The sequence below is a fragment of the Pseudomonas yamanorum genome (assembly GCF_013386765.1).
Lineage (GTDB): Bacteria > Pseudomonadota > Gammaproteobacteria > Pseudomonadales > Pseudomonadaceae > Aquipseudomonas > Aquipseudomonas yamanorum_A.
In genome coordinates this window covers 24,910-50,605 of record NZ_JACARE010000009.1, presented here as the reverse complement: position 1 = coordinate 50,605, position 25,696 = coordinate 24,910, and the positions used below count along the sequence as shown (strand labels likewise).

Here is a 25,696-nt window from a genome sequence, read left to right as displayed (position 1 = left end):
AGAAAGGTACCTTCGGGGGAGTGCATTGGGATCAATTGATCCCTCTTTTGGCAAAGCTACTGTGGCCGTCGTATTGGCGGCTTTGAATGTAGTTTCGGATTTTTAAATGCGTTTAGGGAAAAACCCAATGAAAAAGACCTCACTCCTGATCCTCGCCCTGGCTCTGGCCGGCTGCCACTCCACCGCCAGGAACTCCTCGCCAACCCTGCTCACGGACGGTGTGCAGTTGCAGCAAAAAAAGGTCGAGGCGGATAGCGAACACGCCAAGGTCATCATGCGGGCCACCGGTTTCACCTACCCGGTGCAGTTCTCCATACGTCGCAGCTCCGATGCCGACCAGCGTCCGGAAATCCTCGGGACAGTCGTGGATTCCGGTCGCGGCAAAGTGTTCGGCTGGATCGCCAAAATGAGCGAGGTCACCAACAGCGCTGTCGTCAAACGCTTCCCGCAGTTGGAAGCGCAGGCTGACCCGGGGCAGCCCTTTGAAGTGATCGGTGAGTCACGGGTCTACAACGCCAACTACGTCGGCCTCGTCAAAACCTATGTGTATGAATGCGGCCCCATGAGTTCGACCTTCAAGCCTGAGAAGCAGAAGGTTTACCTGGTGGAGTTCGTGATTATCGGGAAGGGCTGTGAGCAGCATGTGTATGACGTGACTGCGCCCAATGAGCGTATCCCGGTGGCGACTGTGGCAGCGGCGACAGGAGCTGCAGGCTGACGCCGATGTAAAGGTGGCGATTAAGCCCGCGGCGGATACCGCGGCTGAAATGAAGGTCACGCGCCGGCGGCTGCCCGGCGCTCGGGGAATGTGCATGCACTGCTGTGCCTGTTTATCCCCTGCCATGTCTATGTTTATGCCAGAAAAGTTCGCCTGGCCTCGAATTGAGGTCGGGCTCGAAAAGGCGCGGACAATTCCGTAAAATGAAGTCAAATTGACATCACTCAGGGAAGAACTCAGACATGCGCGTTTTTGCTTTACTCCTGGCCTTCAGCTTTCTGGCGGGCTGCGCCTCCAAGCCGGCTTACTACATTTCCCCCGCACCGGTTCACATCCCCAAGACCGCCACCTATTGGCTCGACACCTTCGATGTTGAAGTGGTGGGCAAGAACACACGCTTCCTGCCTGATGAAAAAGTCCGCGAGCAACTGGGCGTCGACCTGGTCAACCGCCTGCTCAAGGCCAAGCGCTACGCCACCAGCAAAGAAACCGCCGATTACCTGCTGGACGTGAATCTGGTCTACACCCGCCATATCCAGGACTCCAAGGGCGGACTCGCCACGGTGCTTGTTGATGACAACACCATCTTGCTGAGTGTCGACTTCAGCTATCAGGTCAAGGTCAAGAAGGGCGGTGCCGAGGTGTTGCACTTTGCCAAGGACCGCAGTGGCCTGGTGCCCGGCGGTGTGCTGGGCCAGTGGCAGCAGTACAAGACCATGGGCGGGGTCATCAGCAACACCGGCAACACCAGCGTCGAGCCTTTTTACACGGGCGTGTTGAGCCGCTTTATCGTCGATGATTTGCGCGATATTCCGTCGCGCTAAGTTGCTTTAACCCGAATCACCAATCCCTTGCGTCTGACCTTGTGAACGGATCATTCATTCACGAGGTTCAGCCCATGTCCCGTCCTCTTCTGCTTTTGCGCCCTGCCGCCCAAGGCTTTGCCGTGACCCTGCTGGTGGCGCTTGCCGGGTGTGGGCTTTCTTCATCCCGTGATGTGGCCAAGCCGGCTGACACGGCGCCTGTTGCGGAGCTGCAAAGCGAACCCGCCCGCGCCCAGGGCGCCATGGTCAAGCGCATGGTTGCGCCGGCACCGATGGCGTCGCAGTTGGTGATGCGTGACTCGGCTGCCATGGAGTACCGGGAGCAATATCAGAACCTCCCGGACAACCCGATCCGCAGCGTGGCTGAAACGCCGGTCTCCACCTTCAGCGTCGATGTCGATACCGGCAGCTATGCCAACGTACGACGTTTCCTCAATCAAGGCAGCCTGCCACCCGAGGGTGTTGTACGACTGGAGGAGATGGTCAATTACTTCCCCTACGACTACGCATTGCCCACCGATGGCTCGCCCTTTGGCGTGACCACCGAAGTGGCACCGTCACCCTGGAACCCCCACACCCGATTGCTGCGCATCGGCATCAAGGCCTCGGACCGCGCCGTGGCGGACCTGGCACCGGCCAACCTGGTGTTCCTGGTGGACGTGTCCGGCTCGATGAACCGCCGCGAAGGCCTGCCACTGGTCAAGAGCACCCTGAAGCTGCTGGTGGATCAATTGCGCGACCAGGACCGCGTGTCGCTGGTGGTCTACGCCGGCGAATCGCGGGTGGTGCTCAAGCCCACTTCGGGTCGGGACAAAACCACGATCCGCAACGCCATCGACCAGTTGACCGCCGGCGGCTCCACCGCAGGCGCTTCGGGTATCGAGATGGCTTACCAAATGGCCCGCGAAGGGTTTATCGACAAAGGCATCAACCGCATCCTGCTGGCCACCGACGGCGACTTCAACGTGGGCGTGAGCGACTTCGACAGCCTCAAGCAAATGGCTGTGGACCAGCGCAAAAGCGGCGTGTCCCTGACCACCCTCGGCTTTGGTGTGGATAACTACAACGAACACCTGATGGAACAACTGGCCGATGCCGGAGACGGCAACTACGCCTACATCGATAACCTGCGCGAAGCCCGCAAGGTGCTGGTGGACCAACTCAGCTCGACCCTCGCGTTGGTGGCCCGCGATGTGAAACTGCAAGTGGAATTCAACCCGACGCAGGTCAGTGAATACCGATTGCTGGGCTATGAAAACCGTGCCTTGAAACGAGAGGATTTCAACAACGACAAGGTCGACGCCGGAGAGATCGGTGCAGGGCACACGGTGACGGCTCTGTATGAAATTGTCCCGAAGGGCGAACAGGGATGGCTGGAGCCACTGCGCTACGCATCGCCACCCAACGCTGACGGTAAAAGCTCCGAATTCGCCATGCTGCGGGTACGCTACAAGCCGGCTGAAGGTGGCAATAGCCGACTGATCGAACACCCGATCAGCAGTGCGCAGAACGCCAAACCCAGCGACGACCTGCGCTTCTCTGCCGCCGTGGCCGCTTTCGCCCAGCAACTCAAGGGTGATGGCCGCTACACTGGCAGCATGAGTTTCAAGGACACGGCCGCACTGGCCCGCTCCGCCCGGGGCGACGACCCCTTCGGCTTGCGCGGCGAGTTTGTGCAACTGGTCGAATTGGCCCAGAGCCTCCAGGCCCCGGCCAAACACTGATTCACCTCAAAGGAGTGCGCCACCTGATGGATTCACCCAGCGACGAAGCCCTGCTGTCCCGCTATCGCAGCGGCGACGGCGCGGCGTTCGAGGCCCTGTATGCTCGGCATCGACAGGGCCTGTACCGTTTCCTCGTGTCCTTGAGCAACAAGGCCGAACTGGCCGAGGAAGTGTTCCAGGACACCTGGCTCAGCCTGATCCGCAGCACCAGCGAGCCACAGGGGCGGGCGAGTTTTCGTACCTGGCTGTTCAAGATTGCCCGCAACCGCCTGATCGACCACTGGCGCAGGCACGGCATCCACAACCCGCTGCACGACAGCTACGATGAGCAGCTGCACGGCCAGCCCGACGACAGCGCCGGGCCCGAGCAACTGCTGAGCCTGAGCCGCGACCAGGCGCGCCTGGACACCGCACTTCAAAGCTTGCCCGAAGACCAGCGCGAAGTGTTCCTGCTGCGCCTGCACGGCGACCTGGAAGTGCCACAAATTGCCGCGCTCACCGGCGCCCCACTGGAAACGGTAAAAAGCCGCTTGCGTTACGCCCAGCAGAAACTGCGCCGACTGCTGGCCGAGGAGGTACCCGCATGACTGACTCCCGAGATACCCAGGATTCAAACGACGACCTGCTGATCGAGCATTTCCGTCAACACGCCAGCGGTGAGCCGCCGGCTTCCCTGGACGCCTTCATCCTGGCCACCGCCCACCGTGAAGCCCCTGTGCGCCAGCCCAACCTTTGGCAACGCTGGTTGCAGGCCTGCCAACGGCCGCGCTGGCAGATGGCATTCGCCACCGTGGCCGGCGTGGCGCTGATGATTGGTTTGGTAACGCGCTCGCCGGTGCCGCAGCCGGAGTTATCCACAGGCACTTACGCGGCCGCCCCGCAAGAACTGGCCCGGCCAGCCCCGGCAGCCGCGCCGATGGCTCGATTCTCTGTGGCTCCGCAGGCCGATAGCGCGCCGCAGGTGCAGGCAGAAGTCGCGGGTTCGCTGGCGGATGAGCCAGTAGCGAAGATGAGCAAACGTGCGGCTGTTGTGCTGTCGCCGCTGGAGCAAGGCTTGCAGGAAATCCTGCGGTTGCGGCAGGCGGGAGAGGCCAAGGCGGCGGATGAGAAACTGCTGGAGTTGCATAAGCGCTTTCCCAAGGAGGATTTGCCGGCGCGGTTGGAGGCGTTGCAGAAGCCATAAGTCAGCGCCCACAAAAAAGCCCCAGGTCTTTCGACCTGGGGCTTTTTCGTCTGTATCTGGTGCCCCGGCGTCGTTTGAACTGGCGGGTGAGAGGCTCGTATTCATTGGGTGTGTTTGTTGGCGAGTCAGTTAGGCATACACGTGGGCATACACGGCGCTTCTTTCTGGCCACTTTTTTCGTGGTATCCCCGTAGGGTAAAGCAACACCAAATGGTTACTGATGTGGTGCCTTCCAGCTGAGTCGTTACTTCTTCATTCGACCTTCTGCCGCCAGTGAGGCGAGCGCAAGGGTGATGAATCCTGCATTTTCATCCAGGGTATCCAGTGCCCCTCGAATGTTCTGTGCCACTTCCGTAGATCCTCTTTGCTCAACCCAGTTTGACAGCTCCTCGATAGCTGCCCCCAGCGCCAGTTGGTTTTCATTCATGCGCTTGAGTAATGACGCAAGCAAAGGGGTGTCTTCCATGATGGTCTCTCGCCGTTTTGTCAGGTAGTCAATCTACCTCGAGCCAGTGGCATTGCATATCAGCTGTCCTCACCACCTGGTGATCAGAAATCATGCCGACCATCTTGATTCTCTAGAGGTCAACAATGTGGTGTAGGACCAATTTGGAAAGACAGCATGAGCGCACACACCCAGCCCCCTCCAAAACCGGTGTAACTGGTGTTACGAGTGTAACGCCCTTCACCAAACGTCCGGTTTCATTGGCTTTCACGCCTGTTACACAGTTGAGCGGCATCGCGTACATCGGATGTAACGCTGCCCGTGCGTGTAACGCTGACGTCAGCATCCAGGTGTCGTGGGCAGGCGCTTTGCGCTCCAGCCTACCAAGCGAGTTTCGCTTGCTCCGCCTCTCGATGACAGGAAATCACGCTGGGGACCCTGAGAGGTTTCGCGTTACACGGGGCATGAAACCCGCGGGATCGAGTTAGTGGGAGGCGATGGAAGTTACTGAAATTTCAATCGTTGAAATTGAAAGGATTTTGAAGAAAAGAGGGCATCGTTACCGTATTGGTAATGGTGCTCCCAGATGGCTCAAATGGTAGGGCAAATGCACAGGTGAACTGGAGTTCACCAGGTTCACCTGTTCACTAAGCTGGGTGACTTTCCGCTAACACGATCCTGCGGGTTTCCGACCCCGTATCTACCGAACATCCCCAGGGACCCTCGCGATGTTGATGTCTTCGTCGATGCATCACCCTGTTCGTTGTTGGCCGACGGCCTCTCACAAGCGTCCCGGCGTTTCGGCGACCCAGTAAAAAGCAGTATTGCTTTCGCTGGCGGCGGTATCGCCGATGGGGTGCGGGGACAAGAAAAGACGTGTTACAGGTGTTTCGGGTGTTACGTAAGACTATAACTATTTGAATTCGTTTGTTTTTATTATCTGCTACACGTTTTTAATCTTTCGCGCGCGTGGGTGTTACAAGCCAAATAGGTGTTACAGCTGCGTTTACAAGTTGGATAAACCGCAGGCCGCAATCGGGAAAAAATAACCATTTGTCGAAGACTGCATTTCGCTTCAAAACGAAGACTTGCCATAGCTGGACTTTGGAAGGGGCGATGCTCGCCGGTATGAACAAGTCCGCCCCAACCGATCCCGCTACTAGCTTATTAGTGCTTTCCTGTGATTCCAGCGATTACAAATACCCGGTTAAGATCAGGGTATTAGTCCTCAACATGGAGCGCCTCAATGATCGAGAAAGGCTCAGAAACGCTATCAGCAACACACATGCGGGTTGTTTGCCGCAACGTGGCGCCAGCGACACCATGGGGGCTCCTATGACAGGTGAAGAGTCTAGCGAGATGCTGGAAGGTCTTTTTAGACTGGTCAAAGAGATCCGGCCGGTGCCCACGCCCAGAACTCGGCTTTCACCCTACGAGACGAAAATGCTCCGGGACCAGGGGGTGACGATCACTGATCTTGGCGACTACACGCTGCTGACTGAAGGCCGCAATTACGGCCGGATCGAGCATTACATCGAGTGGCTGGCCGAGCAGGCTGATATCCCTGCCCGCAGCTTGCTGTACAGACCGCAGCACATTGGTGATGACACGTGTGGCTTTTTCGGTTTCCAGGTGACTGACGCAGTTGGCCTGCTTGTGTATATGGAGCAGCTCGGAATCATGGTTTCCGCCGCGTTGTTGGTGGATGAGCTTCTTCCCAGGCTTGAGACGCGCACGCTGCTCACAGAAGCCGAGCATTCGATTCTGACCTACAGGCTATGGGCTGGCAGGCGGCTTATGGTCATCCGGTCAACTGCCAAACGCATACCGGGTGCTGAGTCGGTGGAGACATTCCGGAGCCCTACGGGTTACCGCTACAAGATGCTTAGACAGGCTGGTCAAGCCCTATCGTTGGAAGTCAGGGGGCCTAAGCACCGCGAGCTCAAGCAGGAAACCATTGAGTGTGATTACTGCGGCTTATCGTATTTGTCCAATACGCCGGCTGAGACCAGGGCGCATCGGCAAGTCCATCGTCGAGCCGCGCAATTGCTAGATCCAGTTCCTAACACCCGATTCGCCAAACGCTTGGCAAAAACAGATCAGCCCATAATTGTCGACTCCAAGGCTCCTATGTGGATGCAGAAGGAGGTGTACCGACGTGCCGTCAAATTCAAGCGCGAATTCCGGTACGACTTCGTTCAATGGGCAGGGGACGATGTAAGGCCGGTGAAAGTTGGCTGGCATGGACACCTGTTCCCGGCCGGACCAGACGGCATTATCGCGGGTGCATGCGCATTTTCGAATGAACATCCGGGGCCTGGCGGAGTGGAGTGGACGCTTGCATGGATTTGGATCGCACCCAAATACCGGGGCCAAGGTCTGCTTACGGCCCATTGGCCTGGACTCGTTGAGCAGTACGGGGATTTTTTCATCGAGCCACCACTGTCTGACGCTATGCAGGGGTTTGTTCGATCGCACGGGACTGAAAGTCAAATAGCACTCCTATCCGCGTATGCTTGCGTCACAAGTGACTGACTTCGTCGGGCGGGCAAAGCTGCGTCCAACCCGAAGGTAGAATTAAAGATTGGCACAAGCACCGACCTAGGGTTCTACCTGAGCCGGCCTCCGTCCGGCAGAGTATGCTTCTGGGTCGAAAGCGGTCGTCGCCAGCGGCTCCTACCGGCCAATGGAGGACCTTAGATGCAAGGAGGTTAGTCGTCCTTTGCAATTATCTTATTTGCTGAAGAGGAATATTTTGGAGCCCATACATCACTCTCAAAACGACGATCGTTCGTAAGGTAATGCACCTCACAATGGATTCTGTAGTCTGAAAAAAATGATGCCATTTTATCGTGCAAGCTAACAGCCCAAGATAAGAGGTCATCATCTCTGCAGAAGAAGTTTCGCACTGCATTCAGGTCGGTACGAACATGAAAAATATCGTTTCGAAGTTCTCTTAAAACCCCTGCGTGTTGATTTATTAGTCGACCGATGTGATCGCTCTGTGTCGTTAAGTCGTGAAAGCTGCTAGGGCGTTCAGTGTTGAGCATGAGTCGCATACGAAGTTTCTTAAAACCTTCACAGCTTACCGCCAAAAAGCCTAGCCAAGATGAAAGATAAATACTTTGATTAATGTCTGGATCGACGGTTGAATGTTTTCGCTTAAATTTGGCCTTGGCCTTTTCGAAGTTTTCTCGCATTAGATCTGCGGCCTTAAAATAGTGCACATATAAAACCAGAACTTGATCAGAGTCTCGATGAGGTAGCTTGTCATCAATGTCGCGAATATCTACATCTACTGCATAGCGCCGTGCCGGATTTTTTAGGTAATATAAGGTTTTTCCAGAGTAGAGAACTTCACCCGACGCTATCGAGCTTAAGAATAATTCCTGGATTTGATTTGTAGAACTAAACTCATATTTTTTAAGGTTGTCTTTGGCAATGCTAGTCAGTCTGTAAAGGTCAAAACCATCTATTTCTCCTTGATCACCGAAGTCGAAATCGACTGATTTACTGCCCCAGTGCACAGTGCAGCCTCTTCCGTGCTTCTCGATTGTGAAATCATCATGCTGCAATGATGGTTTTGGCAGTTCATAATTTATCCAGTCACCGTATGTAAAGGGCATTGCAATACCTTTCTGTCGTAACAGTTGTAGAGCAAAATACACCCTCTCTTGATAGCTGATAATTAATCTGTGGAGACGCGCGTCCATAAGTTTCACCATAAAGCTGTCTATTCTAGCATGTTGTATTTTACGACTAATTCTCTTCCCAAAAGACATTAGATGGACTTAGTGAATAGATCAAACGTACACATGCGGGGCCTGCAAGCATAGACAAATCTTGCAGCTGCAGCCGAGGACTATACCGCTCGTCGGCAGAACCGCGGTTGACACGAGACCACTACTGAAGCCTACCCTTGGTCTACGGCGGGTCATGACATGCTCAGTGATTTCGGGATCCCTCCTTAGGTAGGGCATCGCTTTGATACGGTGTGAAATCGACCACTCCTGTCGTATCATGTCCAAATGCCAACATACCCCGCAACCCGCAGAGAGGTCATGGACTCGATCATGTCAGCAAAACCTTGGACGCTATGCTTTTTTAACAATAAAGGCGGGGTCGGTAAAACGACATTAGCTTGCAATGTGGCCTCCTACTTGGCTAGGACTGAAAAATTAAACGTTTTGCTTGTGGATGCGGATCCTCAGTGTAATGCGTCACAACTAATTTTAGGTTCTGAAGGGGCGGCTGAAATTTACAGCGGCGGCTATCTTGAAGTTAAAGGTGGACGCATTGCAGTTGATACACTGAAAGACATACTTTCACCACTTAGTGCAGGCGAGCCTGCACCCAGAAAAGAGTTCAGCGTTGTACCGCGAGAGCATAACAGGTTCGGTATCGACCTCCTGCCAGGCCATCCAAAAATCGCATTACTTGAGGATAAGCTAAGTACTAATTGGACCTCATTTGTTGGCGGTGACTTGGGTGGTGCGCGTGTAACCAATTGGAATACTGATTTTTTACGCTCGTTGGATGGCAAGTATGATTTGGTGATTTTCGATATAGGTCCGAGCTTGGGGGCGCTCAATCGCGCTGTTTTGGTGGGTGTGGACTATTTCCTTGCGCCTATGGGCTGTGACATATTTAGTTTGATTGGTATCGAGAATATCGCTGCTTGGCTGGAAGATTGGAATACTCTGTACTTCCAAGGTCTGGAATTGTGTCGACGTAATTTCAACGACCAAATTCCTCTTTATCCGATTAAAACGGCCGAATCCGAAATGTGCCGTTTCGTTGGGTATACAGTTCAGCAATATATTACTAAAACAATCAGAAACGAGAGGCGTGCAACTGCTGCGTATGACGAAATTCTTAACTCTATACCAAAAAATATAAACTCGAGTTTGGGGGATATGATGGCGCCTGGCTTGGATGCAGATATGTTAAAGCTAGGTGATGTGCCACACATGTTCAGCTTGGTTCCTCTCGCACAAAGTGCTGCATCTCCGATTGACCTTTTGACGTCCAAAGACGGACTTTCAGGAGGTCAATATAACCAGCAAGGTTCGTATATTGAATTTATTGCTGCCCTTTCAGGCTCATTAATACGAAACCTGAAGATAGTCCGAGGGAGTGCGGCAGCGTGATAAATTGGCCAAAAGATTTAATCAATGATATCGCTCGCCGACGATGTGTGATTTTTTTAGGTGCGGGAGTATCTAAAAATTCAAGCAATGACAAAGGCGAGCGTCCAATGGACTGGACCGAGTTCTTAAACCACTTGGCCGGCCTCATTACGAACGCGTCAACGGCACAAGTAGTACGTGATTGTATCAGCAGTGGGGATCTGTTAACGGCTTGCGAGGTCGCACGGAAATCGCTCAGGCCGCCGAACTTTAATACTGAACTTCTTAAGTGTTTTTCGGAAAAAAGATTTCAATCTGGGGAAATACATACTGATCTCGTCGGTATTGATTCCAGAATTGTTCTGACGACTAATGTTGACAAATTATACGACATGACAGCGAATGCTCTTCTTCATGGGGACGTAATAGTCAAGGCTCACTCTGATGTTGATGTAGCGGATGTGATTAGAAGGCAAAATCGTTGCATAATTAAGGTCCATGGAACTATCGACGCTCCAGGGAGTACAATTTTTACTCGCATCGACTATGCGGACGCACGGACTAAGCATTCTCATTTTTACTCGGTCCTAGAAGCTCTGTTCATGACGCATACGTTCCTTTTTCTTGGCGCGTCTATGCGTGATCCTGATATGGCTTTGCTGCTAGAGGATTACTCCCTACGGTTTAAGGGGTCGCGTCCTCACTATGTTGTAATGCCAGAAGGTAGCACCTCGCCAGAGGTCTTGGATGTAATGGAGCAGTCAATGAATTTTCAAACTATCCCATATGACTCTAGTGACAATCACAAGCAGCTTGGGTTGAGCATCAAGGCATTGCGAGCTCAAGTAGAAGAAGCTCGTATGGGCCTTCTTGAAACTATGGATTGGTAGTGGAAATGGATACCAATATAGTAAAAGAAGAGCTTGCATTCGCAGATGCGCCAGCTCACTGGGCCGCCAAGTCTGATAAAACGTTTTCGTCACTCCATCAACTTTCCCCTTATATTGGAAAGCTCAAACCTAACATCGCGAGGGAGCTTATAGCTACTTATACGCGTCCTGGGCAACTGGTGGTTGATCCTTTTTGCGGATCCGGCACCGTGCCTCTGGAAGCTTATTTGACGGGTCGCGAGGTTGTGGCGAGCGACTCCAATCCTTATGCATTTGTTTTAACTAAAGCTAAGCTCTCACCTCCTCCTTCCTTAGATGATGCGCTTTGCCAACTAGAAAAAGTGTATGAGAAGTCTAACAGGCGCTCGGATGATAGTTTTAGTGAAGCTCCCGATTGGGTCCGCTCTTTTTTTCACCCTGATAGTTTTAGAGAACTCATAAAATTTGCGGATGAATGCATCGCAAGTCGAAGCTGGTTTTTGCTAGGTTGCCTGTTAGGCATTCTGCACCACCAACGACCAGGTTTTCTTTCTTATCCAAGTAGTCATCTTGTACCTTATCTTCGGGACAAAAAATATCCTAAATCAGATTTTCCTGAGATGTATGAATATCGGGCTTTAATGCCAAGAATGCGCGCAAAAATAACACGGGCTTTTAAAAACTCAGGAGAAGTACCAACTCTGCCGTCCGTCGTTAAGAAGTCTAGTATTGAAGGACTCGTTTTGCCTGCTACGGTGGACGCCATTATAACTAGTCCGCCTTACATGAATGCCTTAGATTACCGTCGCGACAATCGACTTCGCCTATGGATACTTGATCGCAACACTCAGAATTATTCTACTGAACCAACAGACAAAGCTAAGGGCTTAGAAACAATGGTTTCTTCCCTGGTTAAGCATGCTTTAAATTCGCTGAAGCCTGGGGGTATAGTAATTTTGGTAGTTGGGGAGACAGTTATAAGGAAGCGAACAAAAACGCATCCATCTCGCTCCTATATAGACGCACTTTTGTCGACAGGGGTGTTCAAACTCATTAGTGCTATTCGGGATAGTATTCCTGATATACGGAGATCCCGAAAAGATGGAGCGGCAACAAAAGCTGAGCACATATTGGTTTTCCAGAAAGAAGGCGGCGAAGAGCTTTTACTACCAACCTGAACTCGTGCTTGCACTAAATAGAAACATTCTGCTCCTTTTGGTGCCGTGATATTGAGTAAGGCTGCCGAATATATTGTCTCCGGCGAAAGACAACACGCTGGTAAAACCAGCGATAATTGAGAACTTGATTTTCGACGGCCTAATCAAAACCGTATCACAGCTTCGCTGTGGAGCCTTTGCTCTCAGAAATATCGAGTGTCCGCTTCTAGCGGACAGGTGGCAGCGTTGAACAGCAGCTATTGGTCGGAGGCTGGCAGCCCAATTTGAATGCTACGGAAGTTTTTGCGAGCTTCCGTTTATCTTCATCACCGTTTTTTCAGCTTTTGTTCGATTAGCCCGATTTCGGCTTTGATCGCAGTGATAGTGAGCTTTTGCGTTGCTGTGCTTTTTCCGATTTGGGTATCCACAATCTTGAGGAGTGCGGCCAGGTGAGCTTTTCTCGCTTTAAGCGTTTCGGATATGGACGAGCTGTTTTGTGTTGCTACGTTCATGGCTTGGATCCTTGGAGTGATTAAACAGCCCGCGTGCGCAGGCTGTTTCAGGTGGCGGAGTGCGTTACAGCGAGAAAATGTCTTCTACGGTAAAGTTGTACGAGCGGTCAGAGAGCTCGCGACTACCCCATGTGTCGAAGCCTTCACCTTCTTTAGGAAGCACTAACCTTCTCAGGCTGATTTGATCGCCACCTAGCAAACGTTGAGCAGCCCATAGCTTGGCGCCAATTTCCATCAGTGTCTGAGCTTTTTCGTTCCACTGCTCTTCTAATACCTTCTCGGCCAGCAGCAAGGCTGTTCTCTGGATGGAAAGGTGTTCGCTTTGCGCTTCGGCAATGTGCTGGTCGACGATGGCCAGCTCCTGCTCTAGTGCGGCAATGATGAGGTGTTGGCGACGATTGTGCTCGACGGCAGACGCAAGGTTTTTCGCAGCCTTTTGCGCGTCGGTATTGGCGTTATTTTCGCCCTCGATATCGCCCCAAGCCACTGCCTGTGCGTAGGCGGTGGCTGCATCGGTTTCGGCTTGCCGTGCCTTAGCCAGGTCTTTTACCGCTTGTTGCTGGATCTGCTCCAAGCGGGTGCTGAGGCTCTCGCTTTTTTCGTTGAGCTCCCGTTCGTCCGCTTTCCATCTCGCCATCGATTCGGTGTAGCCCGCCATCAATGTTTCGTGATTAACGAGCTTTTCACGTCGGGTAATCTGATTAGTAATAATATTGGCTTGATGCTTTCGAGAGTCGTAAGGGATTTTCAGGGTGTTGTACTGTTTGCGAATTTCGTAAAGCCGATCAGCATCCTGCGTCTCCTCGTCCTCCAGCAGCGCCTCTAGCGGAGCGATCTCGATATAAATCTGTTCGACTTCACTTAAGTATTTTTCTCTTTCGGCTTTCAGTTTTTCGATTTCTTCCATCATTCGCTGTTTCTTTTCGCCATACCTGATTACTTCACTGGCATCCGAAATAGGCTGTGCAAAGTCTGTGGCCTCACTGCCTTCCAGCTCGTTGATCAGTAGTTCGTGTTGCTCTGTGGATGCTTGAAATTCGGTCATCTGTCTTGTTCCTAAAAATTGGGTTTGGGTTGAATGAGCGGCTGGCGAGGCCGGGAAGAAGCCGGCGCTACCTCGATCATCAGAGAGGCCCTCAGGCAGCCCTGGCCTCGCTCTCATCCGTGCCCGGAGTCGTCTTCACGATGTAGCAGCGTTGCTGACCCAGACCGGGTAACCGAACCAGACTCGACGCTTTGCCGTCGCTGGACGGTTCCAGCACGCCTCTTTGCAGCAGCTCCTTGTTTACTGCACTGATGTTCATGCCCTTGAAGATCTCGGCCCTCCAGGCTTCTGGCAGCACGTAGTAGGTGTTGGTGGTGTGCAGTGCATCCCCCATGCCGTGTTCCAGGGTCTTGCGAAAGCCCAACCGATCAATCGTGCGTGGGCCGTGTTCATCGATCTTTGCGGCGGCAGATTCCCAGCGGGTGAAGCGGCTTTCTCCGAATCGCTCGATCACCTGGCGCAGTCGAGCCAAGATCGCATCACCCTCGAAGTTACCGGCGCCACCACGTTCTGCCAGCCACGCATGCAGACACACCCGTGCGGCGGTCGTGGCCGTGCCGTCCGGCCAGCCGGTGACGCCGAAGGCGGTGGCCAACTCTCCGGCCGCTGCTGCGAGGCCAAAGCGAAGGGCGGCACGCTGGGCCTGACCACTGGCTGAGGCGGGCAGATTTTGGGTGATGAACTGCTCCACCGTGCGGCGCACGATCACTGACCACCTGAGCATTTCTCCTGGCGCGCACAATGCGTGCAGGAAAGTCGTGAGGGGTGTGCCGTAGTATTTGGCTACACGGGCCTTGAGCGCGTCGGAGAGGGCAGCAGCGTCCTCAAAACCGTTCAGCACATCGAACATGCCGAGGCCTTTGCTGGCATCCGCAGGTACGGCGAGCATGCGCACCTCCATACCGGCTTTCAGTTCCTTGTTGGCATCCGCCATGTGTTGCGCCAACGTCTTCTCGCCGGTTGAGAGAAACAGCAAGCGCCACTCCTGCACCTGTCGGCCTGCTTGTCCTCGATCGTTCGCCCGGGCCTTGCCGGTGCCGTTGCCGAGCATGTACACCGTCTCGCCAATAATGCGTGGATCGCACATGCCGATTTCATCAAGTACCAGGAGGCCGTCTGAATGGGCTGCGGCGATGGACTCCAGGGCGTTATCTGTCGAACGCCACGAACGCACCAAACGCGGCCCTCCATAGACCGAGGCAGCGACTTGCAGGTGAGTGGTCTTGCCCCCGGAGCTGTCGCCGTAGAGGTGGAAGCCGCCCGACTCATGCCCCAGCAGGTTCAGCAGAGGCCCCGCAAAGGCCACAGAGACGACAAACGCCAAGCGGTGATTACCAACGCACAGCGCGCCGATTTGCTGCTGCCATTGCTCCAGAGAACCCGCTTCGCTGATTGGTGGAAGCTGCGCACCGGCCTCATAAAAATGCAGATGCTCGGCGTGCGAGCCGATCTGTTGTTCGGGCAGAAGGAAGGCGTTGTCGTGCCAACCCAGGCGCGTTACCAAACGTGCGCGCTGGGCGCTATCGAAGCCGCCGAGGTAACTCTGCAGGTCATTGCGTGCGTTGCGCCCTGATCGGCTTCCGGCAAGGCGCAGGCCCATGTCTACCAGCGGGCCGAGTACGTCTTTGCCGAAATCGCCGGTCATGGTCCGGGCCGGAATGTTCCAACGTTTTTTAGCGCCGTCTGGGTCATCGAACTCAACCAACAAGCCCCAGTTGTGGCCCTTGTCGTCGCGAGTGCGAGCGATGATTTCGAGAGGCGAACACACGGGGCGCGCCTCACCATCATCGCCGGAATAAAAAACCCCTTCAGCGGTCAGGCGAAAGCCGCCCGGCAACAGATCATTTTTCGATTTCGCGGGGCGTTTGGCGGGCGCCTTGGCCTTCTGTTCTTGGGGCGCAGTTGGCTCAGCGACACCGCCGAAAAACTCACCGCTGCGCACCAGCTCGGCTACGTGGCAAGCGGTCCAGCCTTTGGCTGATGCGTCTACTGCATCGTCGCCGTCTTCCCATTTTCCACCTTTGACGAGTGTCGGCTTGCCGCCTTTTCTGCTGGGCTTGAGCTTGAACACGTCGAGGGAGATTCGTTGCACCGAAGCGGCGCCCAGCTCAATCAACTTGAGTTCGATGGCGTCCATGCAGGCCTTGCCGCTGGCATCATTATCCGGCCATAGCACCACCGTGCGCCCTTTGAGTGGCGTCAGGTCGGCCTTGTGCCAAGAGTTGGAGCCGTTCGGCCAGCAGGTGGCGACGTAGTCCGGCATCAGTTCAGCGGCAGCGTCAGCGGCCTTTTCACCCTCACACAACACCACAGGCGCATCGGCACGCTGTGCCAGTTCATCCAGGCGTAGCAGAGGCCGAGGCTGCGGCAACCCTTGCCAGCGCCATTGCGTGGTTTGCCCATCTGAGCGCTTGCACCAGGTCAACGGTGCAAAGACTTTACGCGGCTTGCCATCTTCATCCGGGCCCAGGTCGAAGCGATACAGCGCCATGACCGGCCGGCCCTGTGCATCGCGGTAGATCCACACCTTGGACGGAACACCGTGTTGCCGGTGCTTGGCAGGGCACTTGTTCATGGCCTCGGCCGGGATCGGCTGGATCGCAATCCACTCCGGCGCTGCGGGCTTGGCCGGTGCGTTTTTAGCGTTCGCCGAACCGGCGGAAACGTTGAGCAGGTCCGCCAGCTTTTTGCAGGCATCAACGTCGGTGCCGCCGTCGATGTAGCGCACGAGGTCGATCAGGTCGCCGCCCTTATCGCCGGTGGCAAAATCCGCCCAGGTGCCTTTGCTCAAATTGACCTTGAGTGAGCCTGCGCGTTTGTCCGTACGCGTCGGATTCGGCGCGGTATATTCCTTGCCGCCGTCGACGCGTTTGCCGTTCGGCAGCCATTGAGTAAGGACGCGGTCGATGTTCTTCAGTGAGGCACTTTTTACGTCGGCGAAGCTGGGACGCTTTGAGGTGTTGCCGGTGCGTTGAGTCATGGCGTGGCCCTCGACTCAAGCAACGCCTCATTCACGTCGTCGATCAGCGCTTTGGCCATCTCGCCGAGGTAGAACGCAGGCCAACTAAAACGCTCGCCTGCATCGCTGATGGCGGCGTCGAGGATCAGTTGATTGGCGTGGTGCAGAATCTGGGAGACGGCCTCAAGTGCGTCCTCTACCGGGATACCGGCATTCACCCGAAACAGGTTTTGGCCGTTACCGTTGGCAGGGGAAAACTCGGAGCGTCCACGCGTGCTGGAGTGGGTCATAGCGCACCGCCTTTCTGGCCCATTGGCACAGAAGAGGCATCACCGTACATGGTGAGTGTTTTGATTAAGCCCAAGGTGCCGCGCACGTCCCAAATAACAGACGACAGTACGCGATTGGACAGCAGGGGTTTATCCCCGTCTAAGTGGTCTTCCAGCAGCATGAGAACGGAGTCGGCACGGTCGAGCGCACAGGTGATGGCGTCGATAGGCAGACCGGCTTCGGCGTCCGGGCTGACGCAGAGTAGATCCTCGGGCAGTGTAAAGCCTGGGAGCATGCTCATTGGGCACCCCCTACGGCTTCCAGAGCTCGCGCTTTGGACATATGGGCGTTGTAACGGGCGAGGCGTGTAGCGAGGCTGGAATTGGCGTGTAAAGCGGCGAGAGCCATTGCTCGATGAGCGGCGGCGCGAATTTTGGACGGATTGAGGGCGTGTTTCATCTGTGTAGCTCCTTGATTTGAGGAGCTGCCACGTTCGTTACCAAGCGAATGGGTGGCAGCTGTGCGCAGGTTGGTAAACCGGGAATCAAGGAACCCGGCAGGCACGAATGCCTCCCACGCACAGCCGCCATAACACGTAACTGCGGGCACAAAAAAAGCGCCTGCAATCGTAATGGGGGCGCTGTTGCGCCTTGATTTCGTCGGGTTACCAAGCCCGGTCGCTGAATTTGCAGCGACAGCCAGAGAGTAACGCCCGTTTTTTGAAAGTGCAACTGTGTGGATCGCTTGCGGATTTTTTCGATGCGGCATAAATTGATCACGCATGTAGATTTACCTCAACGCCTCCGGTTGCCGCCGGGGGCGTTTTCGTTTCAGGCATGGATGTCCCAGCGCAGGGAGACAAAGGGCAACAGGTCGCCTTCGAGGCATGCGCGCGCATCCTCGTAGGCATCGATTTGTTGGCCTTCGTCGACGATGATTGCTTGAGGGGCTTGGCAGGGAACTGACAATGCGCACCAGATCCCATCTCTCCATCGCATCACCATCACGTCCCGGTTCAGGCGTTTTTGCTCTGCGCGGTAACGTTCAAAACGCTGCATACCGCGTGATGAGAATCCGACTGTTCTGAGTACTGAAAAGGGCTGCAAAATGGCTTTGTCGGCGACTCGCTTTTTCATGCTGCCACCCGGTCGCGTGCTTCGATGCGGCTTTTAACCCAGCTTTGAACTTCGGAAAGGACCCAGGCAACAGGTGCGCCGCGCGCGGTGCTGTTGCTCAATTTGACAGGCTGTGGGAAACCACTATCGGGGCACTGCATAAGCTTGTAGATCGTCGAGCGTTTGTATCCTGTAACGATTTCAAGCCGCGGCATTCTGATGAGGGTGGTAGCGGGGTCAAATGGAGCGGCTAAGCCTGGTACGGCGCTGGTGGAGTCGAAGGGGCTGGCAAAATTTGGGAAGAGTGGAGCGGGCTGGTGGGCGATGTTCTTTGTCATTGGTATTGCTCTCGATTGATTTGGACTGGCGAGAGCAATGGTCTATAAATGGGGCGTCGGTGAGCAGTTCACTTCCAATTGAAAACCAATTGAAATTTTAGCTACAGCACCAAGTTGCGTTTGAGAATGGTCTCAACGCTTTTGCGAGTTAGGGTTTTTTCGGTTTCAAGTGCAATCCAATCAGGCCGTTGTTTTGGAGGTTTGGCGACCTCACGCTGTAGCCAGGCATGTACCTTCGTTGCAACGTTGCGTTTGGACATCCCCGCTGCGCGGTAGTGACGTCCCTGTTTAACTATTGCGGCGTCTCGAACGCTAATCTCCTCGTTACGCTCCATACCGCTGATGATGCCGCCGATTTTGCGGGTGGCATTCTTAATCGCGCGGTGGGCGATAGGTCTCAGTTCATCTGCGGTAAGGCAGGGTAGGGACGTGATCGGTTCCAAGTAGAGGGCGTACTGATCAAGCGCCTCAATGCGCGTGTTCGGATCGACCTGCATCTCTACGAATTGGCAGTAGAGATCCTTGGGCCAGTCGGTGGGAAGTTCGGAGACATGAGACCACGCCTCTTGGTCGGCTGTGTGCATCCAGCTGGCTATCGCCTCCAGCGCTTTTACGGCACAAGCCATGATGTACGCAGAATGAGCATCGCGCTCTGATGCCGTGTAGCAATTGCTGTACATGCGGACCCAATGCGCAAGGCGTGCCTTGCTATCGGTGGAGGAATATTGAAAAATTGTCTCCTCATGGATCGTCGTCTGAATGCACATGCTGGCGAGATCTTTGTTGATATCGTCACCATGAATGCGCAGACAGCATTGGTCGATCAAGCGGCAGGCGTCAGCGACCTGCTCACGGCAGAGGTCATAGAGCGGTTGCGCGGAGAGATAACTGAGCAGTCCCCGGCTTAACGCCAAATGCAAGATGGGTCGGTGATCAGTCATGGCGAAGTGTCATCGGTACCGTGTAACGGAGAGTCCCACGCCCTGGATTCAAAGCGGGTAACCAGCGAAAGCCGCTTTGTAGGCATGGGTGCAGAGCGCTTGCCCGCAGCAGCCATACGCTGATTTTGGCGTTACACGCACGGGCAGTGTTACATCGGATGAACGCTAAGCTGCTCAACTGTGTAACGCGCGTGAAAGCCAATGAAACCGCGCGTTTGGCGATGGGCGTTACACGAGTAACACCCGTTACACCGGTTTTGGAGGGGGGTTGGGTATGTGCTCTCATACTGCCTTTCCAAATTGCCCCTGCACGACATTTCCGCTCGCTAGCGCATCAAGATGATCGGCATACCACTGCATCATCACTCTGCGCTGAGGCAGGTACACCGCTTTGTTGTACACCCCGGCAATCCCCTCCTTTGCGTGAGAGAGCTGGGCCTCAATGTGATTCTCATCGAAACCCTGCTCATTGAGTATGGTGCTCGCGATGTGACGAAAACCGTGGCCTGTTTGACGACCTGCATATCCCAGTCTGCGGAGCGCCATTAGAAAGACAGTGTTGCTACGGGGGATTGTCCTGTCTTTCCTGCCTGGAAATAGGAGCGGGTACGCACCTGTCAGTGTTCGTAACTCAGTAAGCGCTTCGATTGCCTGTCGAGAGAGAGGCACCACATGTTCGCGACGACGCTTCATTCGTTCGGCTGGGATCGTCCATAACTTTTTGGATAGATCGACTTCTGACCAGCGTGCTTCCCGAATCTCGCTCGGTCGCGATGCCAATAAGGCAAGCAAGCGAAGCCCTATACGAACGTCCTTTGCGTGAGGGTAGGAGTTGATCGCTCGAAGTAGTGCAGGCAGTTCTTCAATCGAAACGTGTGCGTAGTTTTCTGCGCTACGTGATTGCAGGAATTTGCTGAGACCTTCAAGGGGGTTGTGGACGGCTCGTCCTGTTACGCGGGCCAGGTCATAGATCTCTTTGCAAAAGGCACGAACTCGGCCCATTTGTTCAATGATCCCCTTCTGCTCCATGCCGCGTAGAAACTCCATCCATTCCAGGGGCAATATTTCTGTGTACACGCGCTTACCGAAGACAGGGAACACATGAAGCTCCAGTGCTCCCAGTACTCGTCGGGACGTACCTGCTTCCCAGCTTGTGCGTCTGGCTTCAAACCACTCACGGCCTAACGCTTCAAAAGTGTTGTTGGCAGCAACCTGGTCGGCAACCTTGCGAGCTTGCTTGCTCACCAATGGATTTTTGCCGGTCGATGCGTCTTCACGCAGTTGAGCTGCTTTCTGTCTCGCCAATGAGCCACTGATTTCCGGGTAGCCGCCGAGACCCAGCCAAGACCATTTTCCGTCTGGCTTTTTGTAGCGCAGCTCCCATGATTTCTGCCCGTTAGGTTTCACCCGGAAGTACAGGCCATTCCCGTCCTGCTCCCGATACGTTGTTTGCTCAGGCTCCAGGCCTGCAAGAGTGGTGTCTGCTAAGGGGCGGCGTTTGATTTCAGTACGCTTCACTTCCTGTATGCCTCCAGTTATAGAAATCTCAAAGCATACACGTGGGCATACACGGCGGGAAGTTATAGGGGTAGACAGGGATGGATAACCAGAAACAAGAAAGCCCGCACGGGGCGGGCTTCTTGGGGTGTTTCGTAGACTGTCTGAGACAGCCCGAGACTGCTATATGGTGCACCCGGCGGGATTCGAACCCACGACCCCTGCCTTCGGAGGGCAGTACTCTATCCAGCTGAGCTACGGATGCTTGTGCGGGCGACATCATACCCATGTCGACCTTGGGCGTCCATGCCGCTTTTCGCCCGCCCGCCCGTAGGATTACGCGCCGCTGAAGCCCTGTGCCGGGCGTCTTGGCCCATCGGGGTGGAACTCGCTTGAAATACGCTGATCAGAAAAATGGAGCAAATGCGCCGTTTTCGTTCTTTTTTTCGAACAGACTATTGCCCTGTACCCCCATTGATCCTAGGATTCGTTTGAGATTTCAAACGCTCTTGTCTGGGTGCTGAACCGCACATCTGTCCATCCGTGCGCTATTTACGTGCTTGCGCCCAGTGAATGATTTCCCTGACGGCAGCCCTCAAGGCGCCTTTCAACAACTCTAATTCGCTCCGCGCGTGCGCGGTGCTGTTAAGGAAAGCCGACATGCAGCTCAAAGACACCCAGTTGTTCCGCCAGCAAGCCTTCATTGATGGCGCTTGGGTCGATGCGGACAACGGTCAAACGATCAAGGTCAACAACCCCGCTACCGGCGAAATCCTCGGTACCGTGCCAAAAATGGGCGCCGCCGAAACCCGTCGCGCCATTGAAGCCGCCGACAAGGCTCTGCCGGCCTGGCGTGCACTCACCGCCAAGGACCGCGCCAACAAGCTGCGTCGCTGGTTCGAACTGATCATCGAGAACCAGGATGACCTGGCCCGCCTGATGACCCTGGAACAGGGCAAGCCACTGGCCGAAGCCAAGGGCGAAATCGTCTACGCCGCCTCGTTCATCGAGTGGTTCGCCGAAGAAGCCAAGCGCGTCTACGGTGATGTCATCCCCGGCCACCAGCCGGACAAGCGTCTGATCGTGATCAAGCAGCCGATCGGCGTTACCGCCGCCATCACGCCGTGGAACTTCCCGGCCGCGATGATCACCCGTAAAGCCGGCCCGGCCCTGGCCGCCGGTTGCACCATGGTGCTCAAGCCTGCGTCGCAAACCCCGTTCTCGGCGTTCGCCCTGGCTGAACTGGCCCAGCGTGCCGGCATTCCGAACGGCGTGTTCAGCGTGGTCTCGGGCAGCGCCGGCGATATCGGCAGCGAGCTGACCAGCAACCCGATCGTGCGTAAGTTGTCCTTCACCGGCTCCACCGAAATCGGTCGCCAGCTGATGGCCGAATGCGCCAAGGACATCAAGAAAGTCTCCCTGGAACTGGGCGGTAACGCGCCGTTCATCGTGTTTGACGACGCCGACCTGGATAAGGCCGTCGAAGGCGCGATCATCTCCAAGTACCGCAACAACGGCCAGACCTGCGTCTGCGCCAACCGTCTGTACATTCAGGATTCGGTGTACGACGCGTTCGCCGAGAAACTGAAAGTGGCCGTGGCCAAGCTGAAGATCGGCAACGGTCTGGAAGAAGGCACCACCACTGGCCCGCTGATCGACGAGAAAGCGGTAGCCAAGGTTCAGGAGCACATCGCGGATGCCCTGAGCAAAGGCGCAACCCTGCTGGCCGGCGGCAAGGTGATGGAAGGCAACTTCTTCGAGCCGACCATCCTGGTCAACGTGCCGAAAGACGCCGCCGTCGCCAAGGAAGAAACCTTCGGCCCACTGGCGCCGCTGTTCCGCTTCAAAGACGAAGCCGAAGTGATCGCGATGTCCAACGACACCGAGTTCGGCCTGGCTTCCTACTTCTATGCTCGCGACCTGGGCCGTGTGTTCCGTGTGGCTGAAGCCCTGGAATACGGCATGGTCGGCGTCAACACCGGGTTGATCTCCAACGAAGTGGCGCCGTTCGGCGGCATCAAGGCTTCGGGCCTGGGCCGTGAAGGTTCCAAGTACGGGATCGAAGACTACCTGGAAATCAAATACCTCTGCCTGGGCATCTAAGCCGGGTAAAGGATTGCTGCAAACGCAAAGGGCACGAGAGCGCTGTCCCTTTGCGTGTTTCACCCCGTTATTCGTAGTGGCCGGGAAAGCTGTGGCAGTCGATCATCGCATGCTGCCGTAGTTGCCTCCCCGCCACGTATTCCTTGGACCACGCCACCCGATGAGTGGCGAATGAGGACTTTATGAGCAAGACCAACGCATCCCTGATGAAACGCCGCGAAGCCGCTGTACCACGCGGTGTTGGCCAGATTCACCCGATCTTCGCCGAGTCGGCAAAGAATGCCACCGTGACCGACGTTGAAGGTCGCGAGTTCATCGACTTCGCCGGCGGTATCGCCGTGTTGAACACCGGCCACGTGCACCCGAAAATCATCGCGGCCGTGACCGAGCAACTGAACAAGCTGACTCACACCTGCTTCCAGGTACTGGCCTACGAGCCATACGTTGAGCTGTGCGAAAAAGTTAACGCCAAGGTGCCAGGTGATTTCGCCAAGAAAACCCTGCTGGTCACCACCGGTTCCGAAGCGGTAGAAAACGCCGTGAAGATCGCCCGTGCCGCCACTGGCCGTGCCGGCGTGATCGCCTTCACCGGCGCTTACCACGGTCGCACCATGATGACCCTGGGCCTCACCGGTAAAGTCGTGCCGTACTCGGCCGGCATGGGCCTGATGCCAGGCGGCGTGTTCCGCGCACTGTTCCCGAACGAACTGCACGGCGTGAGCGACGACGACTCCATCGCCAGCATCGAACGCATCTTCAAGAACGATGCCGAGCCGCGTGATATCGCTGCCATCATCATCGAGCCGGTGCAGGGCGAAGGCGGTTTCTACGTCGCGCCTAAATCCTTCATGAAGCGCCTGCGTGAACTGTGCGACAAGCACGGCATCCTGCTGATCGCCGACGAAGTGCAAACCGGTGCCGGCCGTACCGGTACCTTCTTCGCCATGGAACAGATGGGCGTTGCAGCCGACCTGACCACCTTCGCCAAATCCATCGCAGGCGGCTTCCCGCTGGCCGGCGTGTGCGGCAAGGCTGAATACATGGACGCCATCGCACCGGGCGGCTTGGGCGGCACTTACGCCGGTAGCCCGATCGCTTGCGCCGCGGCCCTGGCCGTGATGGAAGTGTTCGAAGAAGAACACCTGCTGGACCGCTGCAAGGCTGTCGGCGAGCGCCTGGTGACCGGCCTGAAAGCTATCCAGGCCAAGTACCCGGTGATCGGTGAAGTACGTGCCCTGGGCGCGATGATTGCGGTGGAGCTGTTCGAAGATGGCGACAGCCACAAGCCGAACGCAGCAGCCGTTGCTTCCGTGGTGGCCAAGGCTCGCGACAAGGGCTTGATCCTGCTGTCCTGCGGCACCTACGGCAACGTGTTGCGCGTACTGGTTCCGCTGACCTCGCCGGACGAGCAGTTGGACAAAGGCCTGGCGATCATCGAAGAGTGCTTCTCCGAGCTGTGATCAAAAGTTGACCTGATCGACAAAAAACCCGCTTAGGCGGGTTTTTTTGTGCCCGATGAACGGTATTCAGCGGTTGTTCATTGTACGCAGGCGGCTCCTTTGTCTAAGGTGCAGGTATTGCCGATGGAGCGTGCTGGATGACTGCTGTTGATTTACCTGCGGTACCCCGTGTGTTGATTGCCGAGGCCGACCCTTGGTCCCGGGATTTGCTCAAGCAGGTGTTGTTGAATGTGCGCTGTGACGCGCGGCTGGATGTGTGTGCCGATGGCCAGCGGGCCGCCGAGTTGCTGCGAGAGAAACCCTATGACTTGATCATCGCTGACTGGGAGCTGCCCGGCATCGATGGCCTGAGCCTGTTGCGCAGCCTGCGTCAGCAACGGCGTTCGCCGCTGTTGCCGTTTATCCTGCTGAGCACCCGCAACGACAGCGCCAGCGTGCGCGAAGCCTTGCCCCTGGCGCCGACGGCGTACCTGACCAAGCCCCTGAACATGGAAGGCCTGACCCAGCGCCTGCAAGACTTGCTGCTGAACGAAGGCGAGACGGTGTACTGCGAAGTCCCGGCCCTGGCGCCGGGTATGACCTTGCCGGTGTTCCTTGAGCGGCGCCGCGAAGCGTCCGACGGCGCGCCGCTGCGGGTCGACGTGCAGGCCGCCGTGCAACACAGCCTGGAACCGGAAGGCCTGGACCTCAAGCGCCTGGAAGAACAGGTGCGCATAGACCCGCAAATCACCGCCGTGCTGATCGCCGCGGCCAACAGCGCCGGCCATCACGGCTCGCCGGTGCAAACCCTGTCCATGGCCCTGCACAAGCTGGCGGCCGGGCAAAGCATGAACCTGATCCTGGGGCTCGCCCTCAAGCACAACGTGGTGCTGAGCGACCCAAGCCTTGTGGATTACGCCGAGCGTCACTGGCAACTGTCCCAGCGCACCGCCGATTACGCCCGCAGCCTGGCGCGCATGCTCGACCTGGATCACGAGCGCTGCTACAGCGCCGGCATCCTCCATCGCCTCGGCGACCTGGCCTTGCTGCGGTGCCTGCAAGACTGGCTGCAGGGTGGCGGCGAGCTGGATGACGAAGTGATTGGCGAGTCGCTTTACACCTTTGGTGCGGCCTATGGCTCGGCGCTGCGTACCCGCTGGCGCTTGCCGCTGGAGTTGCGCCAGTTGATCGCGGCGATTTATTCGCTGGAGGGCGGGGTGTATTCCCGGGAAGCGCTGGTGGTGAACCTGGCGGCGCAACTGGCACGGCTGACCGAGCATGAAGGCGTCGAGGCGCTGGCCAAAGGCAAGACCGCGCGCTTGCTCAAGGTGGGTTTGCCGGAATTGGCGCGTATGCGCAAAACCTAGCAGGCGATGCGGGCCAGCGTGGGAGCTGGCTTTTGTAGGAGCCGGGCTTGCCCGCGATGCA

General features: G+C 55.9%; 24 protein-coding genes and 1 tRNA gene. 12 read left to right on the top strand and 13 right to left on the bottom strand.

Going from position 1 to position 25,696, the window contains the following annotated elements; genetic code table 11:
• The first annotated feature begins 127 nt into the window (after positions 1-127).
• The 5 genes from HX875_RS05725 to HX875_RS05705 all read left to right on the top strand — a co-directional run bounded on the left by HX875_RS05725 (position 128) and on the right by HX875_RS05705 (position 4,449).
• Positions 128-718: a hypothetical protein gene (locus HX875_RS05725; RefSeq protein ID WP_177042342.1), complete on the top strand. Its 591-nt coding sequence runs from the start codon at positions 128-130 to the stop codon at positions 716-718.
• 242 nt (positions 719-960) lie between these two features.
• A complete protein-coding gene (locus HX875_RS05720; RefSeq protein WP_177042341.1) occupies positions 961-1,542 on the top strand; it encodes a hypothetical protein in 582 nt (193 codons plus the stop codon).
• A 74-nt stretch (positions 1,543-1,616) separates the two neighbouring features.
• Positions 1,617-3,266, top strand: a complete 1,650-nt coding sequence (locus HX875_RS05715; RefSeq protein WP_177042340.1) for a vWA domain-containing protein — start codon at positions 1,617-1,619, stop codon at positions 3,264-3,266.
• Between the two features lie 26 nt (positions 3,267-3,292).
• Positions 3,293-3,853, top strand: coding sequence for an RNA polymerase sigma factor (locus HX875_RS05710; RefSeq protein ID WP_177042339.1), 561 nt, complete (start codon positions 3,293-3,295; stop codon positions 3,851-3,853).
• On the top strand, positions 3,850-4,449 hold the full coding sequence (locus HX875_RS05705; RefSeq protein ID WP_177042338.1) for a hypothetical protein: 600 nt from the start codon (positions 3,850-3,852) through the stop codon (positions 4,447-4,449). Before HX875_RS05710 ends, HX875_RS05705 begins: the two co-directional genes overlap by 4 nt.
• Positions 4,450-4,693: 244 nt before the next feature.
• On the opposite strand, the gene HX875_RS05700 is transcribed toward HX875_RS05705, so the two are convergent.
• Positions 4,694-4,915, bottom strand: a complete 222-nt coding sequence (locus HX875_RS05700) for a hypothetical protein (RefSeq protein ID WP_177042337.1) — start codon at positions 4,913-4,915, stop codon at positions 4,694-4,696.
• Between the two features lie 1,032 nt (positions 4,916-5,947).
• Here HX875_RS05700 and HX875_RS05695 point away from each other — a divergent pair.
• Positions 5,948-7,429 carry a hypothetical protein gene (locus HX875_RS05695; protein ID WP_177042336.1) on the top strand — a complete coding sequence of 494 codons (1,482 nt, stop codon included), beginning with the start codon at positions 5,948-5,950 and terminating at the stop codon, positions 7,427-7,429.
• 176 nt (positions 7,430-7,605) lie between these two features.
• On the opposite strand, the gene HX875_RS05690 is transcribed toward HX875_RS05695, so the two are convergent.
• Positions 7,606-8,607: a DUF6896 domain-containing protein gene (locus tag HX875_RS05690; protein WP_177042334.1), complete on the bottom strand. Its 1,002-nt coding sequence runs from the start codon at positions 8,605-8,607 to the stop codon at positions 7,606-7,608.
• A 360-nt stretch (positions 8,608-8,967) separates the two neighbouring features.
• Here HX875_RS05690 and HX875_RS05685 point away from each other — a divergent pair, with 360 nt between their 5' ends.
• Genes HX875_RS05685 through HX875_RS05675 form a run of 3 tightly spaced genes read left to right on the top strand, consistent with a single transcriptional unit; the run spans position 8,968 to position 12,070 of the window.
• Complete coding sequence (locus tag HX875_RS05685; protein WP_177042332.1) at positions 8,968-10,044, top strand: ParA family protein; 1,077 nt, start codon at positions 8,968-8,970, stop codon at positions 10,042-10,044.
• Positions 10,041-10,913 carry an SIR2 family protein gene (locus tag HX875_RS05680; protein ID WP_177042331.1) on the top strand — a complete coding sequence of 291 codons (873 nt, stop codon included), beginning with the start codon at positions 10,041-10,043 and terminating at the stop codon, positions 10,911-10,913. The genes HX875_RS05685 and HX875_RS05680 overlap by 4 nt, the downstream gene beginning before the upstream one ends.
• A gap of 5 nt (positions 10,914-10,918) precedes the next feature.
• Complete coding sequence (locus tag HX875_RS05675; protein WP_256348045.1) at positions 10,919-12,070, top strand: DNA methyltransferase; 1,152 nt, start codon at positions 10,919-10,921, stop codon at positions 12,068-12,070.
• 305 nt (positions 12,071-12,375) lie between these two features.
• Here the strand turns inward: HX875_RS05675 and HX875_RS05670 are convergent, their stop codons facing one another.
• The 11 genes from HX875_RS05670 to HX875_RS05620 all read right to left on the bottom strand — a co-directional run bounded on the left by HX875_RS05670 (position 12,376) and on the right by HX875_RS05620 (position 20,991).
• A complete protein-coding gene (locus HX875_RS05670) occupies positions 12,376-12,561 on the bottom strand; it encodes a hypothetical protein (RefSeq protein WP_177042327.1) in 186 nt (61 codons plus the stop codon).
• 64 nt (positions 12,562-12,625) lie between these two features.
• Entirely contained in the window at positions 12,626-13,606 is a 981-nt protein-coding gene (locus HX875_RS05665) for a chromosome segregation protein SMC (protein ID WP_256348038.1), read from the bottom strand.
• 91 nt (positions 13,607-13,697) lie between these two features.
• The gene (locus HX875_RS05660; protein WP_177042325.1) at positions 13,698-16,586 is read right to left on the bottom strand and encodes a DUF927 domain-containing protein; all 2,889 of its coding nucleotides are present in this window, start codon (positions 16,584-16,586) and stop codon (positions 13,698-13,700) included.
• Entirely contained in the window at positions 16,583-16,855 is a 273-nt protein-coding gene (locus tag HX875_RS05655; protein WP_177042323.1) for a DUF3077 domain-containing protein, read from the bottom strand. Before HX875_RS05655 ends, HX875_RS05660 begins: the two co-directional genes overlap by 4 nt.
• A complete protein-coding gene (locus tag HX875_RS05650) occupies positions 16,852-17,136 on the bottom strand; it encodes a hypothetical protein (protein ID WP_177042321.1) in 285 nt (94 codons plus the stop codon). The genes HX875_RS05655 and HX875_RS05650 overlap by 4 nt, the downstream gene beginning before the upstream one ends.
• On the bottom strand, positions 17,133-17,618 hold the full coding sequence (locus HX875_RS05645) for a hypothetical protein (protein WP_177042271.1): 486 nt from the start codon (positions 17,616-17,618) through the stop codon (positions 17,133-17,135). The genes HX875_RS05650 and HX875_RS05645 overlap by 4 nt, the downstream gene beginning before the upstream one ends.
• 47 nt (positions 17,619-17,665) lie before the next feature.
• Positions 17,666-17,971: a hypothetical protein gene (locus HX875_RS05640; RefSeq protein WP_177042319.1), complete on the bottom strand. Its 306-nt coding sequence runs from the start codon at positions 17,969-17,971 to the stop codon at positions 17,666-17,668.
• Positions 17,968-18,288: a helix-turn-helix transcriptional regulator gene (locus HX875_RS05635; RefSeq protein WP_177042317.1), complete on the bottom strand. Its 321-nt coding sequence runs from the start codon at positions 18,286-18,288 to the stop codon at positions 17,968-17,970. Before HX875_RS05635 ends, HX875_RS05640 begins: the two co-directional genes overlap by 4 nt.
• A gap of 101 nt (positions 18,289-18,389) precedes the next feature.
• The gene (locus tag HX875_RS32710) at positions 18,390-19,229 is read right to left on the bottom strand and encodes a hypothetical protein (protein ID WP_256348037.1); all 840 of its coding nucleotides are present in this window, start codon (positions 19,227-19,229) and stop codon (positions 18,390-18,392) included.
• A 282-nt stretch (positions 19,230-19,511) separates the two neighbouring features.
• Positions 19,512-20,747, bottom strand: a complete 1,236-nt coding sequence (locus HX875_RS05625; protein ID WP_177042315.1) for a tyrosine-type recombinase/integrase — start codon at positions 20,745-20,747, stop codon at positions 19,512-19,514.
• A 167-nt stretch (positions 20,748-20,914) separates the two neighbouring features.
• Positions 20,915-20,991: transfer RNA gene (locus HX875_RS05620), tRNA-Arg, on the bottom strand.
• 395 nt (positions 20,992-21,386) lie between these two features.
• Here HX875_RS05620 and gabD point away from each other — a divergent pair.
• The 3 genes from gabD (at position 21,387) to HX875_RS05605 (ending at position 25,635) form a co-directional block, all read left to right on the top strand.
• Entirely contained in the window at positions 21,387-22,829 is a 1,443-nt protein-coding gene (gene gabD / locus HX875_RS05615) for an NADP-dependent succinate-semialdehyde dehydrogenase (protein ID WP_177042313.1), read from the top strand.
• A gap of 182 nt (positions 22,830-23,011) precedes the next feature.
• Entirely contained in the window at positions 23,012-24,289 is a 1,278-nt protein-coding gene (gabT, locus tag HX875_RS05610) for a 4-aminobutyrate--2-oxoglutarate transaminase (protein ID WP_003218153.1), read from the top strand.
• 137 nt (positions 24,290-24,426) lie between these two features.
• Positions 24,427-25,635 carry an HDOD domain-containing protein gene (locus tag HX875_RS05605; protein WP_177042312.1) on the top strand — a complete coding sequence of 403 codons (1,209 nt, stop codon included), beginning with the start codon at positions 24,427-24,429 and terminating at the stop codon, positions 25,633-25,635.
• Positions 25,636-25,696 lie beyond the last annotated feature (61 nt).